Here is a 16,645-nt window from a genome sequence, read left to right on the forward strand (position 1 = left end):
GAGTTGCTCTGCTGGTGAGCTTTTAGCGTTATTCGTTTTGGCCGGATGGATAATTGTGTAAGCTGCAAAACCCTGCAAAGTTACGCGATGATATTGGTGAAGGTCTTGGCCTGTATCTGCTGTTTGATGGCAGTTGCGACCAAAAGGCGGCCGCCATTGCCCAGTCTTCACGAATAGGAATAATCGCGCTGTCTGCTAACTCTGACTTTAATGATGAAAGGTTTTGGTCGAGTTGCGATAATGAGCTTGCCATAACCGTTAACACTAAATGATGTTCACCATACACAATGCGACCTGATGTTAAGTCATCAAGACCATCACCAATGGCATGTACCTGTGAATGAGCTAGGTCTCCTGTGCTCTGCAAGCGGTTTTGCTGCCGGAGCAATAATTCTGTTGCTACAGGTTTGGATAAAAACTGAAAGCTTTGAGTTAGCACTAATTCAAATGGAGTTGATAACAATGCATTAAGCAAACCCGCTTCCGTGTTTTCTGGATATTCCGAAATCCCCAAACATGCACCAAAACGGGTTTGCGTAATACCTTTCAATGCAAACGTATCACCGCCAAATAATGGCCTGACTCGGCTAATGATTTTTGAAATGTCGGCTTTGGGGATAATGCGAGGCTGCCATTCACCATTAACAAGATAATCCAAGAAAGTCAGCACTTCAGAATAGAAATGGTCGTTTTTAAAATAGATGTCTAATCGCTTGGGTTGATAAGCGCTTAGTGACGCCATAACTGTATCAACAATACTGTCTAACGCTTTAAGCGCTTTAACTTGCTTGTCGATTAATTGCGTATGCTTAGCGCTTCGGCTCAACCAGCTTAATTTATTGTTTTCTCCAGTGGTATACACCACCGTTAGATAAAGTTCATTCACCATCAACTGACTTTGACAGACTTTTTTGGCGTATTTTTCGTTTAGCTTACGGTCAAACTCACAATCAAACGTCCCTTCCGGAAATACTTTATGCTCACGACGAATAATATGAGTCCAGAGGCAAGCGTTAGGGCTGCTAATATTTCGCAGCAACAAGTTGAATTGCTCTTTCCAAAGATTGATTTGCTCTGCATCTAAGGTTTCGTGTGGCACACCTTTAAGCTTTATGACTTGCAGTAAATCACCATTGTGAGTATTCACAGTATGCTCATCAATATGAGTTTGAAATGGAATGAACTCAGCAACCGTATTTTCACGCTGCCATTCATGAGTTACAGCCTCTGCTGTCATGCGAGTTTCCTCTTTTTTATAATGGTTCTTTCACTAGCTCTTGTATTTGCAAATGGGCTGGCAGTAGCTGTACCAAAATGACGCCAACCTAACGATTTAGCTTTGGTTGAAAGCCATAATTGAATGAGTCGAAATTGTCTTGGGTCGCGTAAGCAAAGGCTATACATGCCAATGTGAACAGGAATATAAAGCAGTAATGTGAGCGGATTTTTAGTGGCTATCATCACCATAGCGACTAAGCCGCCAGCGACAATAATGCCATCTAAAGTCACGCCCCATTTCATCGCTGGACGAGTGGCCGCAACAAATAACGGATCTTGGTTATTCATAGTCAATATCCTCAAGAAACTGCAGAGATAATGAGATCAACAATGGTTGCACCACCGAACACCAATACGATGCCAGCAATGTATTTGCCGCAGGTCTCGCCAGTAATTCTCCTGAACCAGGCTAGATAGCCTAAGATTGCAATTCCGATAATTGCAGCACTGCGAGCAATGCCATTGGTGAGCAAGTCCATCACCCAATCCACACCTTCAGTAATCGGGTTAGCAAACGCCAGTTCAGGCACAAAGAACAAAATGAGCAGTAAAAAAAGACGGGCAAACATCGCCCGAGAAGGTGGTTGTGGAAACTGTGCTGATTGAATGTTGAGTCGTGAGTTTACTTTTATCTTTGCACTCCAATCTCTTAACTGAGTTGAGCATAAAGACACTTAACATCCCTGATAGCATCAAGCTGAATAAGTCGATTTCAGGATGCTTGCACCAAGACAAGAGACTGTAAATACTTAAAAGTAAAAATAATTTCAAATGTTGAAGAGAGTGTAAATATGTTGAATGTAGGAAAGTTTTAACTATAAGTTATCCATACAAACGAGCGTATTTTACAGTGGTCTTACCTTAATACTTCTGTTAATGTCAGGTTAAATAATAAGTTCGAATTTTTACATGGAGGTTTCGAATGGGTATTTTAGAAAGCATTTTGGTTTTGTTAGGGCTAGTACCATCAATAGATCTTGCTGAGTCAATGTCACAGTCAAAAACGCTAACCATGATGGTTATTGTAGGTATTTGCTTTTTTAGTGGTTTCGCTTTTTTCTTGTACAAAATGGCAAATTTATAATTGGCGCAACGTTATGGATAATAAGAGAATTCACCCAAAAAAATAGAAAAATTACTTCAACTATCAACCGTTAAAAGATATGAATTTTTCATTCGTTATTGTGCTGACTTTGAAAATGTTTGGGGATTAAGTTCTGGAGCCGATAATTGGATTATTTACAATAAAGCGAATGGCGATGAAGTTTTTCCATTATGGCCGCATCTTGATTTAGCAAAGACCTGCTGTTACGACGAGCACCTTGAAATGGGAGCAACTCCGCAATCAATAAGCTTGGAAGTTTTTATTGCAGAGTGTATTCCCGACATGAATTCACATGGCGTTAAATTTGTAATTTTCAGTAACTCAGAAGGAGAGGGCGTTATTGTGGATGGGTTAAAGGCTGAACTTGAATATAAAGCGCGTGCGGTGTGGGAATAATGGATCACATTGAACGCTTAACTCCCATGATAGATTGGTTTTGGTTCACTAAAAGAAGTAACGAGTTAATTTAATGAATCCATTTGTAATTAGTCGAATTAATACATCTGCTGGTATTTTTAGAATTTCAGGCAGAATTGTCCGTAATGAAACCACTGCTGATGTAATCGTTATTAATGAACTAGAAATTATGGGTACTGATGGATGGTTTGAATTGAACATAGAAAAATCACAAGAAATAATTGATCAAATACTGCCAGAGATCAAGGCGCATTTATCTTAGAGGAATAAATATGTACGAAGGAAGTTGTCTTTGCGGTAATGTGAAATTCGAAATTCATACAGAAATAACCGATATTATTCACTGTCATTGTTCTTTATGCCGTAAGTCCAGTGGTACAGCCTACGCGACCAATGGTTTTGTTAATGCTGATAAATTTAACCTTGTGCAAGGTAAGAACCAGATAAATTTTTTTGAATTACGGCCTGGAAAGAAGCGGCATTTTTGTTTGAACTGTGCATCTCCAATCTTTAGCTCTAATGATTCTGATGTATCCAGAATTCGCATAAGATTAGGTGTCATAGACTCTCCGATCATGGAACGACCGCTCTCCCATAATTTTGTAACTTCAAAAGCTTGTTGGGATAACCTTGATGACCAGTTGCCACGATACGAAGGATTAGAGCCAAGTCGATCAAAGTAACCAAATTAATGATCGAACTTTAGGCTTTCTATGAAAATCAAAAGAATCACTTTAAGCATATATGACTAATAAAATTGTAGATTTATCAATTCAAGATGGCATAGCATTCGTGACGCTTAATCGTGCTGAAAAACATAATGCGCTAAATATGGATATGTTTTCTGCGATAGATAATGTTATCAAAACGGTCAGTAAAAATAAAAGTATTAGAGTGGTTATTGTTTCAGGTATGGGTGAAAGCTTTTGTTCCGGTTTAGACATTAAATCCGTTCTTTCAGACCGAAAAAGTGCCATTAAATTACTTTGGAAGTGGATGCCTGGCAATGCCAACTTAGCGCAAAGAGTAAGTGTTGGTTGGAGACGATTAAATGTACCTGTCATCATGGCATTACATGGAAAGTGCTGGGGTGGAGGACTGCAAATTGCGCTAGGTGCAGATTTTAGAATAGCCTCACCAGACTGCTCTCTTTCAATAATGGAAGCTCGATGGGGCTTGATCCCTGATATGGGCGGTACAGTCTCTTTAACTGAATGCATGTCATGTGATCAGGCAATGAAACTGTCAATGACTGCTGAACCAATTGATGCACGATCAGCATTATCAGTAGGGCTCATTACTGAAATATCTGAAAAACCTCTTGAATCTGCATCAGAATTAGCGAAAAAGCTGATTGAACGTTCGCCTGATACTAATCGAACGATCAAAAAAATGTATCAAAATAGTTGGGGCTCAAATATTCGCAGAATGCTGGCTAAGGAAACTTGGAATCAATTGAAAATTCTAGTAGGTAAGAACCAGCGAATTACTGTAAAGCGAGAAAGGGGGGATGACAAAGCCAAGTATAAACTGTAGAAAAAACAGTCAAAACAGACGTTAAAAGTTAGTGATGATTGTCAGAATACATTTTTCATTCCTAGATAGATTCAAAGAATTTAACTACTAGCTCTTTCGTTTATAAAGGTCTAAAATAAGTACTGATTTTAGACCTTTATTGGTGATATATGAGACAAATTTTAGCTGATTGTTCAGCAAGTATTTCTGAACTTAAACAAAATCCAACAGCATTGCTAAACGAAGCTGATGGTTCAGCAATTGCAATTTTAAATCATAACAAACCTACGGCTTACTTAGTACCTGCTGAAACTTACGAGTATCTTATGGATGCTTTGGATGACGTTGAACTTGGTGAAATTGTCAAAGAAAGGCGAGCTGATTTAACCCAGGCAGTAGAAGTAGATATTAATGACTTATAAGTTAAAGTTTCTTCCTGCCGCACAAAAAGAGTGGGGTAAGTTGGGCGCTCCAATACAAAAACAGTTTAAGAAAAAGCTCATAGAGCGATTAGAAAATCCGCATGTACCAGCAGCAAAACTCAAAGGCTATGAATCAGTTTATAAAATTAAACTCAGAACCGCAGGTTATCGACTGGCGTATGAAGTCATTGATGACGAAATTGTGGTCTATGTTCTGGCCGTTGGCAAGCGAGATAAGAATCAAGTTTATAAAAAGCTAGCTTCCCGCTGTTAGTGCTAGAGTAGGAGAGAGGTTTACCTCTAATGGCACTAGTATAGAAATATTTTTACCGAACGAAACACGTTTCTGGACAGAAATACGCTAGCCGACCAAGTTGGCAAGGGAGGAGCAAAACCAATTTACGCTCAATTTAATTATTTTTTTGAGTCTGAGATACAACTATGAGCTATGAAACGGCTCCCCTGTACGGTGGATATTTTTTTGTTATACATTTATAGAATGCCTTAAAGCTGAATATTTTTGTATTTATCATTTCAGTGCGTTATTTCTTAGCTTGTTAATTCACTCACTTATTGAGTAATGTGATGACGACAGTGCGCACTCCTGCTGAGCAACAATCAATATATAGATTCATGCTCAAAAGCCTCCAAGAATACCCAAGCGAAGCCATATCCTATCTTAACTTTGAGGTTTCAAGGTTTGATGATAATGAAGAGTTACAACAGGGTTATCAAAGGTTAAGCAAAACCAATAGACAAAAGCTGTATGATTTTTTCAACAATAAATCATCGTCGACTCGCTTTAACTCTCGTACACAAGATGCTCATTATTGTAAGAAGCCAAGTAATGCTTGCCGACGTTTTGCAACTGAGCCCCGATCCATTACTCCAAAATCGAGCATTCAGTATCCCAAGCAAATACAGCAACCACTTTCCTCCCCTGATCCCTTTTTTACTCAAACCAGTGGGCTTATTCATTCTTGGAAACTTAAACAGAGAAGCAAAAATCAACTGGGTATTGAGTTAAATGCATTAATTGGTGGTTGCACTAAACTTTCTCAGCTTATTGAAATCATTCACAGCCTAAATAACGATAAACTGGTCATGGAAACATCATGGAACATAAGATTAATCCATAAATTGTTACACAAAGCCGCCGAGTTTTCTGACAGCCGTTCATCTAATTTCGACGGCGTTTTTAATGACATAACACGATTTAAATCGTCCTATGAAGCGAAAACATGCATCCTATTACTGAAATTAATTAAGTTAAATCTAAATTTTTCAGATGGTAAAAGATTGGTGCTAGGCAATGCAGCTGAAGCCAGCTTAATGCTGCAATGGGGCATCAAGCCTAATGTTGCCATTTACAATGCTTTTATCACGGTATGCGCTAAAACTGGCCAGTTTGATAGTGCTTGGCACCTAGTGTGTGGTGATAAGCCCGTGATGGCACCTCATTTGCTATTAAAAGCCAATCAAATCACCTGCATGAATTTGCTGACGGCCTGCGCTGAAACGGAGCGTTATGCCGAAGCCAAATCATTGGTGTTGGCCGATGACAATGGCGATACAGATACAGCCAGCTTAATGCAACAATGGGGCATCAAGCCTGATGTTGCCGTATACAGCGCCTTTATCAAGGTATGCGCTAAAACAGGCCAGTTTGATAGTGCTTGGCTATTGGTGTGTGGTGATAAGCCCGTGATGGCACCTCATCTACCACTAAAGGCAGATTCAATCACCTGTCTGAATTTGCTGGCTGCCTGCGCTGAAGCGGGGCATTATGCAGAAGCCAAGTCATTGGTGTTAGGCGATGACGATACAGATACAGCCAGCTTGATACAACAATGGGGCATCAAGCCTAATGTTGCTGTTTACAGCGCCTTTATCACGGTATGCGCTAAAACTGGCCAGTTTGATAGTGCTTGGCAACTGGTGTGTGGTAATAAGCCCGTGATGGCACCTCATCTACCACTAAAGGTAGATTCAATCACCTGCACGAATTTACTGACGGCCTGCGCTGAATCGAGGCGTTATGCAGAAGCCAAATCATTGGTATTGGGCGATGGCAATACAGCTACAGACAGCTTAATGGAGCAGTGGGACATCAAGCCTAATGTTGCCATTTACAATGCCTTTATCACGGTATGCGCTAAAACTGGCCAGTTTGATAATGCTTGGCAACTGGTATGTGGTGATAAGCCCGTGATGGCACCTCATTGGTCATTAAAAGCCGATCAAATCACCTGCATGAATTTGCTGGCTGCCTGCGCTGAGAATGGACGTTATGCCGAAGCCAAATCATTGGTGTTGGGTGATAGTGATACAGCCAGCTTAATGCAACAATGGGGCATCAAACCTAATGTTGCCATTTACAATGCCTTTATCACGGTATGTGCTAAAACGGGTCAGTTTGATAGCGCTTGGCGACTGACGTGTGGTAATAAGCCAGTGATGGCACCTCATTTGTCATTAAAAGCCAATCTAATCACCTGCATGAATTTGCTGGCTGCCTGCGCTGAAGCGGAGCGTTATGCAGAAGCCAAATCATTGGTGTTGGGCGATACAGCTAAAGCAACAGCCAGTTTAATGCAGCAATGGGGCATCAAGCCTGATGTCGCCATTTACAATTCCTTTATCACGGTATGTGCTAAAACTGGCCAGCTTGATAGCGCTTGGCAACTGGTGTGTGGTGACGAGCCTATAATGGCACCTCATTGGCCATTAAAAGCCAATCAAATCACCTGCATAAATTTGCTGACGGCCTGCGCTGAAACGGGGCGTTATACAGAAGCCAAATCATTGGTGTTGGGTGATGGCGACACAACTACAGCCAGCTTAATGCAACAATGGGGCATCAAGCCTGATATTGCCATTTACAGCGCCTTTATCACGGTGTGCGCTAAAACTGGCCAGTTTGATAGTGCTTGGCAACTGGTGTGTGGTGATAAGCCCGTGATGGCACCTCATCTACCACTAAAGGCAGATTCAATCACCTGCATGAATTTGCTGACGGCCTGCGCTGAAACGGGGCGTTTTACCGAAGCCAAGTCATTGGTGTTGGGCGATGGTGCTACAGCTACAGCCAGCTTAATGCAGCAGTGGGGCATCAACCCTGATGTTGCCATTTACAGTGCCTTTATCACGGTATGCGCTAAAACGGGTCAGTTTGATAGAGCTTGGCAACTGGTGTGTGGTGATAAGCCCGTGATGGCACCTCATCTACCATTAAAGGCAGATTCAATCACCTGCATGAATTTGCTGGCTGCCTGCGCTGAAGCGGGACGTTATGCAGAAGCCAAATCATTGGTATTGGGCGATGGCGATACAGCCAGCTTAATGCAACAATGGGGCATCAAGGCTGATGTTGCCACTTACAATGCCTTTATCACGGTATGCGCTAAAACGGGCCTGTTTGATAGTGCTTGGCAACTGGTGTGTGGTGATAAGCCCGTGATGGCACCTCATTTGCCATTAATAGCCAATCGAATCACCTGCCTGAATTTACTGACGGCCTGCGCTGAAGCGGGGCGTTATGCCGAAGCCAAATCATTAGTGTTGGGCGATGGCGATGGCGATGGCGATACAGCTACAGCCAGCTTAATGAAACAATGGGACATCAAGCCTGATGTTGCCATTTACAATGCCTTTATTAAAGTATGTATTAAGGCTAAGGAGTTAGGCACTGGAATATGGTATTTAGAAGAAATAATAAACAGGTGTAACATGAGTACTCTTTCACAAATACATGCTCAACTTGCGCCACTTGAAAAAGATAATTTCGCAAGCATGATTGATAAAGGGATAACACAAGGAATATATAAAAAAAATGTTGGCTTAATGAATCATTGTATCGATTTGCATATGGATAAAATCTTCGAAGGAGATTCAGGTGATGGTACACATATTCGAGGTGTTCCATTAGCTTTCGCAAAACTATTATTTTGTTACCACAAACAAAACAATGAACCCAACATAACATCGATCATAACTGGATACCATGGCAATAATACGTTAAAAAATGGAATGATAAGTTTTCTCAAAGATGAATTTGGACTTGAGTTTATCGAGGATGAATTCAACTCAGGAATGATAGTATTGAGCAAGTCTGCCCATTAACTGTAGTTGCTTGCATTTATAAATCGGTTTGCTCGCATTTATCCGTCATTTTCTGCTCACAATAAATGACTTTATAAAAACGAGCTTGCTCACAATAATCGCTTTTATCAAATTAGTTGCTCAGATTAAGTGATTTAATAAAGCTATGTTGCTCACTTTAAATGATTCTATAAATGAACCAATTTAAATGAGATACAAATTAAATAATATCATATGGTTGACTCGTTTTTGGACATAAATGAGTTTCGGTTTCAATTCGTAATCAATAGATTGCATTAGAAAAAGTATCTCTAAAACCAAATTACTAACATCAAATTGATAAAAGCCACAGCTAGCCCTAAAAATTCAACTTAGGGCTTGTGTAACAGCGCTGCGCACAACGAGGGTTATGGTAAATAAAGGACTATAATTAGTTAACTAACGCAGGGAATTTATTTGATATTATTAATTTTTTAAGGGATTTTCTATCAAAGACCTCAGGGAACAAAAAATCACAATAACTATCACCAAATTCGTTAATATGCTCTATCACTAGAGACTGAGCTTGTTGTGATAAAAGATATTGTTCAGGCAGCTTATTTATTTTTTTCAAATGCAATTTTGACATGTTAAATATAGATTCTGGTGCTGGATTTATCACATTTAAATTAAGTTTTTTATTTTCTCTTCTTAATCCCCAATAATTAAAACATTGAGATTTTCTATGACTGTTATACTCATCTCTCCATGTTAAAGCTAAAGGTTTACGTTCGAAAGCTGATTTTATAGCTGAACTAAAATGGTTTAATTCATGAATTATTGTGCCTAGCTTTATGGATAAAGACTTCTTGTCTAGTGATAAATCTATAGGTAAGTACAAAGTTTTTGATTTTTCTCCCAAAGTATAAACATATCTAAAATAATCGTAATGGCCTTCATTTTGAAGTAAAACTATTTCTTTATATGGCAATTCAATAGATTGGATGGCTAAATATAAAAGTAAAAATTCTTTTTGAGGAAGGGTAATGTTTTCGTTTAAAACACCAACTTTTAACTCTAAGTTTAAAGCAGCGTTTAACTCAATTTCATGAAAGCCTATCATCTTATGATTCAAACCGTCTTCGTCTAATATTTTTATCTTACCTTCACTTCTTTTTTTTCCTTTAAGCCATAATTCAATTGTTTCGTTTTCTCTGTTAGTTACAACGCTTCCATTTATTTTATCATTTGCCACTTTTTCAATGAAGTAAGGCAAACTTGAGGAATTTGAACATGAAGCGGTTAAAACACAGGCGATAATTGTTAATATTATTCTCAATCTAAAACCCAATATTTATTTTTAAACTTCAATAATATCTTATAATAAACAATTTGATAACAAATTTATTAAGAGCATATTTAGCCAGGGCGGGATCGCGCTTTAGGTCTTGAAAAAAATAATTAAAGAAATTTTGAACTTTCCTCTATAACGATGATCAGATCGACAAATGAATACTGATTTGAGCCTGATTATGGACGTAATGAAAGAGATTGAGCAAATTGAAGACCATCGTGTAGAAGCCAATAAAGAGTATGATTTAGCGGATATTATTTTTCTTACTATTGCCGCAGTGCTTTGCGGTGCGACAGGGTGGAAAGCCATCAACATTTTTGGGGAAGCTCAATTAGATTGGTTAAGACAATACCGTCCATTTAGTAACGGTATCCCGACAAGACATTCAATTGGAAGAATAATTAGAGGTGTTAAAGCCGAAAGTATGATGTCTTGCTTTATTAACTTTTCCAACACATTACGGGAACGAGATGGTAAAGAGCATATCAGCTTTGATGGTAAAGTGGCTTGTGGTTCTAAGCACGGGGATAACGTAGCAGCGCTTCAACTAATGACGGCAATGGTTGTGGATAATGGACTGATAATACGTCAAAAAGAAACGTCGACTAAAACGAACGAAATCCCTGTAATGCAATCCATGCTAAAACACATGGACATTGAAAATGCAGTTATTACCGCTGACGCCATGCACTGCCAGAAAGAAACTACAGCCTTAATACGTGAGGGAAAAGGTGATTACGTTCTTCAAGTGAAAAAGAATCAAGGTAAATTACTTGCTGAAATTGAAGCTTATTTTCATAAGTGCTATAGAGATACACCAGAGCTTTTAAAAAAGAATCACTTTACAGAATTAGACGGTGAGCACGGACGAATTAATGAAAGACATTATCGCCTTTTGCCAATTACAAATTGGTTTGACGAAACAGCTAAATTTGTAGGCAGTCATGCCGTTGTTGAAGTCACTCGAATGCGAGAGCTGAAGAATAAATCAAGTCAAGAAACGTCTTACTACATAACTTCGTTAGCCAGTGATGTGAAAGATATAGCTAAATATATACGGAAGCATTGGGCAATTGAAAATAGTCAGCATTGGGTTCTCGATGTCACTTTTAAAGAGGATGCCTGTAAAATTTATGCTGATGATGGTGCAAAAAATTTGGCTATAATCAGAAGAAAGATTTTGAACTTAGTTAAAAGTCACTCTTCAAAAGACAGTGTTGCTGGCAAGATGCAGAGAGCCTGCTGGGATGCAAAATTTAGGGCTGAGATTTTGTTTGGTGAATATTTCATCAAAGCATAATCCCGCCCTGCATATTTAGCACATCGATAGTAACTAAATAACGTTAAATGCAGTGATAATTATCTACTGCATTTACCATAACGCCTTCTTGCGCGCATGCCGAAAAGCCACTCGACATCCACATAGAGCGAACGGCTTGAAAGCTGTGCATAACTTGGCGGAAAATGGCTGGTTTAAGTCAGTTAACAAATTGTGATTTTCACTACATCAGCACTTGAAGCAAATTTATAGCACGAACCACTATAAAAGTTAATCATTAGGTCTGCTATGTCATAAAATAATCGTTCCAAAGAATATGATTTTTAACGAGTAAACATTAGAAATAGTATCGCAATGAATGTTCGTTTCCAGCACACAATGGGCAAAACCGTGCCAGCAACAACAGTAGGCCTTTTACCTCAAAAAGATTGCGTTCGATACTTTCCTTTCTGCATCCAGTTGTGCCAATCTCTCTCTAGCCCTTTAATACCTCTCGGGTACTTCTTGAAAAACTGTTTGATGTTCGATGTTGCGCAACGTGTTTGAGCAAGATGCTGAAATATGTTTTTTATGAGTTTTTTACCTTTAGGTGTACTCATTAAAAAATGAACAAATGAGTGTGAGGCCGAATACATTATTGATTGGTTTTTGCCACTCCAATGCTGGTTGGTACCGTTTAACAAGGTAGAGAGCGAAATGCGCTTTACTGATGCATCATTTTTCCAGTCGAGAGGTGATATTTTTGCTGCCAAGCCCATTATTTTAACAGTTTCAAAGTATTCGGCTAACCCTTCGTTCAACCAACGGGGTGTTGAGCCAAATAAGCCAGAGTTGATCACATGAGCTGATTCATGAAGTGCAGTTTGCTTTGCTTGCTCAGCATTTTTATACCAAACCATGGCTAAATTATGTTTACCGCTGTAAAAGCCTTGACTAGCGCCTAATCCTGGTGCCTTTTTGTGTTGAATGGCTTGGTACGCTCGTTTTGAGTGTGAAAATTGGAGATTTACATTGACGGGCTTAATGTATTTTTTATCAATGTAACTGCTGATTATTTCATAAATTTTCTTAATACCAACAGTGATGTCACGCTTGAAATTAATAGGCAGAGTTTTTTTGCTTACAATGGATAATTCAAATGGCTTTAGCTCAATGCGGTATTGTTCGTGGACTTGAGATTTTCCATTGCTGCCATATAACGTATCAGAAAAATGGGTCACACCATTATCGTCTTCCCACGAAAATATGAGGTTGTTTTTCTGTTTATTTGTACGCTCGGCCATCTGTTTATCAGTGATAACTGCATTAGAGCAGGTGGTATTATGAAGCTCATTTACATATTCGGGTTGGATGTTAGGTTTGATTAAAGCAGGGCGGTCATGGGTGTTGCCAGCTGCTTTATTGCTCGCAGAACCACTGGATTTTGATTGTGGGTTATCGTCGCTTTCTTCAAAAAAATTGACCACATTTTTTAACCAATGGGTGATGTAATTGTTGAGCCACTTGCCTTGGTAGTGGTCGACCCAAAGAGCAATAATAAATACTGAAATTACAAATAAAAGATAGCGACTGAATTTACGTTCCATGTACTCAATACTGCTTCGATAAAAATGTATGATACTTGAAGTTTGCACAGTGGCGCAATTCTTTCGTGGGCTTATCAATGAGTTGCGAGTAACATTTGAATTCTGTAGTCTTCATTTTTTTGAAAGTCAGAAGTGAGCTGTTGATGTATCAAGGACAATTAAAATCATGGAATGATAGACGAGGCTTTGGCTTTATTTCATCAAATGAAGTGAAAAGTGATGTATTTATACATATCTCGTCATTGAAACATATGCAAAGAAGCCCTAAAAATGGCGATGTAATTTATTTTGATGTTACTAAACAAGATGATGGCAAGTTCAGAGCTACAAACTGCAGGATTCAAGGTGTAGCGTTTAAAAATAAACCCACGAATCGCAGACATAAAAATAATAGTCGCTTTCTCTCAAAATTGATCTTGATCGCTGTTGTTCTAGCTGCTGTTTTTATTTATCAGAAATTTACATTATCTACAGAGCAAGTTGAAAACAAAAGTTTGACGGCTGAACCCGTTGATACTTGGTTTGAAAAATCACAAAATTTTAGTTGCCAAGGTAAACAACATTGTTCAGAAATGACTTCCTGCGAAGAGGCTGAATACTATTTGAGCAACTGCCCAAATACAAAAATTGATGGCGATCATGATGGCACTCCCTGTGAGCGACAATGGTGTACAGGATGGTAATTTGAATGTTGCGGCATAAAAGAACGCTGAAGTTATCAAATGAAGATGTGAAGTTTCAATATAATTGGTTATCAGGTGTTTTATCTGTAACGCACGATGGAACGACTTTGTATAAAAAAACGCTCTGGAAGCCATACTCAAAAATGAAGCTGGAAATATTGGAAGAGCAATATGTTTTGAAAGTGCTACTCATACCATTGAGTAGTTTTTTATTATCAAGATCTGGTGAAAATGTAGTGTGTAGCAATCTTTTTCCTAAGCTGCGGCGTTATAGCATCATTACTTTTATTGTCAGTATAATTAAGCGACTCGCTCTTTTACTAGCAGCAGGGTTCAGCTAATCCAGCTTTGCATTACTGAAATTAAAAAATCTCTCTCATCATTTCGGCATCGGGTAATGTAGGTAATTGAGCTTAAAGCCTTGCTTTAACTATCTGTTTTAAATCAAATGTCATAGTTACCTTCGAAAGGTGATTTTGGGTAACTAAAAAGGTAATGTCATTGATATATAAGCCTTTTCAATATGAGAATATTACTGTTGCATAAGGTAATTAAATTACTCACAGATTACCCATATATTACCTATTTACTGTAATAATAAAGTTGTTATTATTCTGTAGGTTAGTAGTGTTAACTGGCATTAATTACCTTCGTTACCCATTTCCTGAAAACACTAAAAAAATTTCACAGATTTGAATAGATACAAACATTGACAATCTTTGTATTTATAATTACATTACTAAATGAGAACCAGTAGGAGAAGAACATGCATGTATCACTCACTCCTGAGTTAGAGTCTCGGGTAAAGTCTAAAGTTGAAAGTGGTCTGTACAACAACGCGAGCGAAGTTGTTCGTGAAGCACTTCGTTTCATGGATCTTCATGAAGATTGGATCAACGAACTCAAACTATCAAAGCTACGTGAGCAATTAAAAGTTGGAGTGGAGCAACTTGATGCAGGGCAGGGTATAGCGATTAACACCAAGGCTGAGCTTGATCAATTGTTTGATGAAATCAAAGGTCAGTAATACATATGACTGCATTGAACTTAGTATTATCTCCCATTGCCAAGGTGGACATACAAGATATTTATCGTTATGGATTATTAAATTGGGGCAGCAAGGTTGCTACCGTATACATTGATACCTTGAAATCGCATTTGTATTCACTAACCGAACAGCCTTTCATGGGCGTAGAACGCTCAATATTACTGCCTAATATTAGAAGTTTTCCATCAGAAAAGCACATGATATTTTATCGTGTTGAGTCTGAAAAAATAGAGATTATTCGTATTCTGCATGAACGCCAAGATCCACAAAGACATATTCTGTAAATCATTCTAGAAAAATAGAAGTCATTACGACATCATTCGAATATCTGTTAAATGCGGTTTTGTAGGGTGAGTACTTGCAGAAAATTTTCAGTTGACTCTGTTTTGTCATTTTATGAGTGATTTTAAGTTAGATTTATTTTTGATGTATGACTGAGTGTATGATTCTGATTTTCTGCAATTGAAACCTTCGGTTATTTCAATTGGTTACATGTTAAAGTCGAATCTCTCGCTCACCGCCAAATTTCATAATTGAGACGTCCTAGGACGTCTTTTTTATGGCCTAAAAAATATTAATATCAATCAGTTAAATTATATTTCCGTAACTACTCAATAAGTTGTGGTAGTTCGAGCCCCTTTCAGCACCAAGTCTCCCAGTAAAGGGATAGTGTTTTTAAGAGAAAGCCTGTCATTTAAAAAACGCCCAAAATGACAAGTTTTGTTTTTGGCAGGTTTTGCGCAAACTCGAAAAGGTGTCTCGACATTGGCGTCCTAAATCACTTCTTGTTCCACCACTTACTTTTCGCCTTTTGACATGTTCTCGAAATCGTTTTCACTGCCGTTGGTATGTATCGAGATTATTCCACCTTGCGGTGTTCCTTCTGCCGTTTTGTAGAAAAGTCCCTTGTCGATAAAACCACATCCTAGCCATTGCTTTAACATCCTTTTATCCAGTTGGATGTTGTCAATTAGCCATTGATGACCAATCTTGTCAAAGCACGCTTTGATGTCACCCTCAAGAACCCATTGCGCAGAGTTTTTGCGACTTAAACAAATAAAACATTGTTCAATTGCATCGGCGGTACTACGGTTTGGTCTAACCCCATAGCTGTTAGCGTCGGAAACGGTTTCAGATATTGGCTCCAATGCTAGAAGATACAACGCTTGTTGCGCTCTATCATCCATGCACGGAATACCTAATGGCCTGAGTTTGCCGTTTTTCTTGGGGATGTAGATACGTCTGAGTGGTTTAGCTTTGTAGCCTTTTCGACTCAGTTGATTGGCCACAGTCATGCGACGGGCATCGGTGTTCCAAATGATGCCGTCTATTCCTGGCGTTTTACTGCCTTTGTTTTGTGATACTCGTTTAACAGCAAGTAATTTTGCTGATGTAGAGTGAGTCAGTATCCATTGCAAAGCTTTAACTTTGCCTCGTTTACCTTCTCTAGTTGCTTTTGCAATACGCATTTGAAGCTTTAATACATGTTGCTTAATCGCTTTCCAATTTATGGCTTGCCATTTTGCACTGTGCGAAGAGGCACTAACTTCTGATGAAGTCATCATTTGCGTTTCTTCATAAATAAAGTTCCTCAAACTATCTTGCAACGGGAGACCAGCTGGAAGTGGGCTCACTTTAGTGTCAGATATAAATCTGTATCTGCATCATTACAATGCAGCATTTGCTTTCTCCAGCCTCCTTTACCTGCATTGCTATCGGCTGGCTTTGCAGTCAGCTTTCCCAAAGGGAGCGATACAGGCTTACCGTGTTCCGTATGTCACGTGATGTCAGGTTAGATGCCCACTATAATGCGGAGAGCTTGTTGATCACGAAAGAACACACACAAATTTCTTTCCTGCTCTCGTTGCCTTTTGGCTA

At 38.9% G+C, this 16,645-nt stretch carries 18 protein-coding genes and 1 pseudogene; 13 read left to right on the top strand and 6 right to left on the bottom strand.

Annotated features, from left to right (window positions below):
- Positions 1 to 28 precede the first annotated feature (28 nt).
- The 3 genes from E2I05_RS22295 to E2I05_RS08740 are packed head-to-tail and all read right to left on the bottom strand — an operon-like array spanning position 29 to position 1,952.
- Positions 29 to 1,237: a VirB4 family type IV secretion/conjugal transfer ATPase gene (locus E2I05_RS22295; protein ID WP_207805307.1), complete on the bottom strand. Its 1,209-nt coding sequence runs from the start codon at positions 1,235 to 1,237 to the stop codon at positions 29 to 31.
- Positions 1,234 to 1,566, bottom strand: coding sequence for a VirB3 family type IV secretion system protein (locus tag E2I05_RS08735; RefSeq protein WP_121854460.1), 333 nt, complete (start codon positions 1,564 to 1,566; stop codon positions 1,234 to 1,236). The genes E2I05_RS22295 and E2I05_RS08735 overlap by 4 nt, the downstream gene beginning before the upstream one ends.
- Positions 1,567 to 1,577: 11 nt before the next feature.
- Complete coding sequence (locus E2I05_RS08740; RefSeq protein WP_243641117.1) at positions 1,578 to 1,952, bottom strand: TrbC/VirB2 family protein; 375 nt, start codon at positions 1,950 to 1,952, stop codon at positions 1,578 to 1,580.
- Positions 1,953 to 2,200: 248 nt separating this feature from the next.
- Here E2I05_RS08740 and E2I05_RS21995 point away from each other — a divergent pair, with 248 nt between their 5' ends.
- The 8 genes from E2I05_RS21995 to E2I05_RS08775 all read left to right on the top strand — a co-directional run bounded on the left by E2I05_RS21995 (position 2,201) and on the right by E2I05_RS08775 (position 8,859).
- Positions 2,201 to 2,362, top strand: coding sequence for a hypothetical protein (locus E2I05_RS21995; protein WP_165905539.1), 162 nt, complete (start codon positions 2,201 to 2,203; stop codon positions 2,360 to 2,362).
- A 90-nt stretch (positions 2,363 to 2,452) separates the two neighbouring features.
- Positions 2,453 to 2,779 carry a DUF2750 domain-containing protein gene (locus tag E2I05_RS08745; protein ID WP_243641119.1) on the top strand — a complete coding sequence of 109 codons (327 nt, stop codon included), beginning with the start codon at positions 2,453 to 2,455 and terminating at the stop codon, positions 2,777 to 2,779.
- A 73-nt stretch (positions 2,780 to 2,852) separates the two neighbouring features.
- Positions 2,853 to 3,062 carry a hypothetical protein gene (locus E2I05_RS08750; RefSeq protein ID WP_121854458.1) on the top strand — a complete coding sequence of 70 codons (210 nt, stop codon included), beginning with the start codon at positions 2,853 to 2,855 and terminating at the stop codon, positions 3,060 to 3,062.
- A gap of 10 nt (positions 3,063 to 3,072) precedes the next feature.
- Positions 3,073 to 3,483 (top strand): GFA family protein, encoded by a 411-nt coding sequence (locus tag E2I05_RS08755; protein ID WP_121854457.1) that lies wholly within the window; start codon positions 3,073 to 3,075, stop codon positions 3,481 to 3,483.
- 61 nt (positions 3,484 to 3,544) lie between these two features.
- Positions 3,545 to 4,336 (top strand): crotonase/enoyl-CoA hydratase family protein, encoded by a 792-nt coding sequence (locus E2I05_RS08760; protein WP_121854456.1) that lies wholly within the window; start codon positions 3,545 to 3,547, stop codon positions 4,334 to 4,336.
- 149 nt (positions 4,337 to 4,485) lie between these two features.
- Positions 4,486 to 4,737, top strand: a complete 252-nt coding sequence (locus E2I05_RS08765) for a type II toxin-antitoxin system Phd/YefM family antitoxin (RefSeq protein ID WP_121854455.1) — start codon at positions 4,486 to 4,488, stop codon at positions 4,735 to 4,737.
- Entirely contained in the window at positions 4,727 to 5,011 is a 285-nt protein-coding gene (locus tag E2I05_RS08770) for a type II toxin-antitoxin system RelE family toxin (RefSeq protein ID WP_121854454.1), read from the top strand. Before E2I05_RS08765 ends, E2I05_RS08770 begins: the two co-directional genes overlap by 11 nt.
- A 311-nt stretch (positions 5,012 to 5,322) precedes the next feature.
- Positions 5,323 to 8,859 (top strand): pentatricopeptide repeat-containing protein, encoded by a 3,537-nt coding sequence (locus tag E2I05_RS08775; protein WP_133309573.1) that lies wholly within the window; start codon positions 5,323 to 5,325, stop codon positions 8,857 to 8,859.
- 409 nt (positions 8,860 to 9,268) lie between these two features.
- On the opposite strand, the gene E2I05_RS08780 is transcribed toward E2I05_RS08775, so the two are convergent.
- Positions 9,269 to 10,156 carry a hypothetical protein gene (locus tag E2I05_RS08780; protein WP_121855313.1) on the bottom strand — a complete coding sequence of 296 codons (888 nt, stop codon included), beginning with the start codon at positions 10,154 to 10,156 and terminating at the stop codon, positions 9,269 to 9,271.
- Between the two features lie 169 nt (positions 10,157 to 10,325).
- On the opposite strand from E2I05_RS08780, the gene E2I05_RS08785 reads away from it, so the two are divergent.
- Positions 10,326 to 11,471 carry an ISAs1 family transposase gene (locus E2I05_RS08785; protein ID WP_133309574.1) on the top strand — a complete coding sequence of 382 codons (1,146 nt, stop codon included), beginning with the start codon at positions 10,326 to 10,328 and terminating at the stop codon, positions 11,469 to 11,471.
- 398 nt (positions 11,472 to 11,869) lie between these two features.
- Here E2I05_RS08785 and E2I05_RS08790 read toward each other — a convergent pair whose 3' ends face one another.
- The gene (locus tag E2I05_RS08790; protein ID WP_170179623.1) at positions 11,870 to 13,084 is read right to left on the bottom strand and encodes a peptidase MA family metallohydrolase; all 1,215 of its coding nucleotides are present in this window, start codon (positions 13,082 to 13,084) and stop codon (positions 11,870 to 11,872) included.
- Positions 13,085 to 13,179: 95 nt separating this feature from the next.
- Here E2I05_RS08790 and E2I05_RS08795 point away from each other — a divergent pair, with 95 nt between their 5' ends.
- The 4 genes from E2I05_RS08795 to E2I05_RS08810 all read left to right on the top strand — a co-directional run bounded on the left by E2I05_RS08795 (position 13,180) and on the right by E2I05_RS08810 (position 15,051).
- Positions 13,180 to 13,719, top strand: a complete 540-nt coding sequence (locus E2I05_RS08795; protein WP_121855149.1) for a cold shock domain-containing protein — start codon at positions 13,180 to 13,182, stop codon at positions 13,717 to 13,719.
- A 5-nt stretch (positions 13,720 to 13,724) separates the two neighbouring features.
- The gene (locus E2I05_RS08800) at positions 13,725 to 14,060 is read left to right on the top strand and encodes a hypothetical protein (protein ID WP_121855150.1); all 336 of its coding nucleotides are present in this window, start codon (positions 13,725 to 13,727) and stop codon (positions 14,058 to 14,060) included.
- Positions 14,061 to 14,485: 425 nt separating this feature from the next.
- Positions 14,486 to 14,746: a type II toxin-antitoxin system ParD family antitoxin gene (locus tag E2I05_RS08805; RefSeq protein ID WP_121855151.1), complete on the top strand. Its 261-nt coding sequence runs from the start codon at positions 14,486 to 14,488 to the stop codon at positions 14,744 to 14,746.
- Between the two features lie 5 nt (positions 14,747 to 14,751).
- Positions 14,752 to 15,051: a type II toxin-antitoxin system RelE/ParE family toxin gene (locus tag E2I05_RS08810; RefSeq protein ID WP_121855152.1), complete on the top strand. Its 300-nt coding sequence runs from the start codon at positions 14,752 to 14,754 to the stop codon at positions 15,049 to 15,051.
- Positions 15,052 to 15,621: 570 nt separating this feature from the next.
- Here E2I05_RS08810 and E2I05_RS08820 read toward each other — a convergent pair.
- Positions 15,622 to 16,332, bottom strand: a pseudogene (locus tag E2I05_RS08820) (reverse transcriptase N-terminal domain-containing protein); the annotation flags it as partial.
- Positions 16,333 to 16,645: the final 313 nt, after the last annotated feature.

This window comes from Parashewanella spongiae, assembly GCF_004358345.1.
Lineage (GTDB): Bacteria > Pseudomonadota > Gammaproteobacteria > Enterobacterales > Shewanellaceae > Parashewanella > Parashewanella spongiae.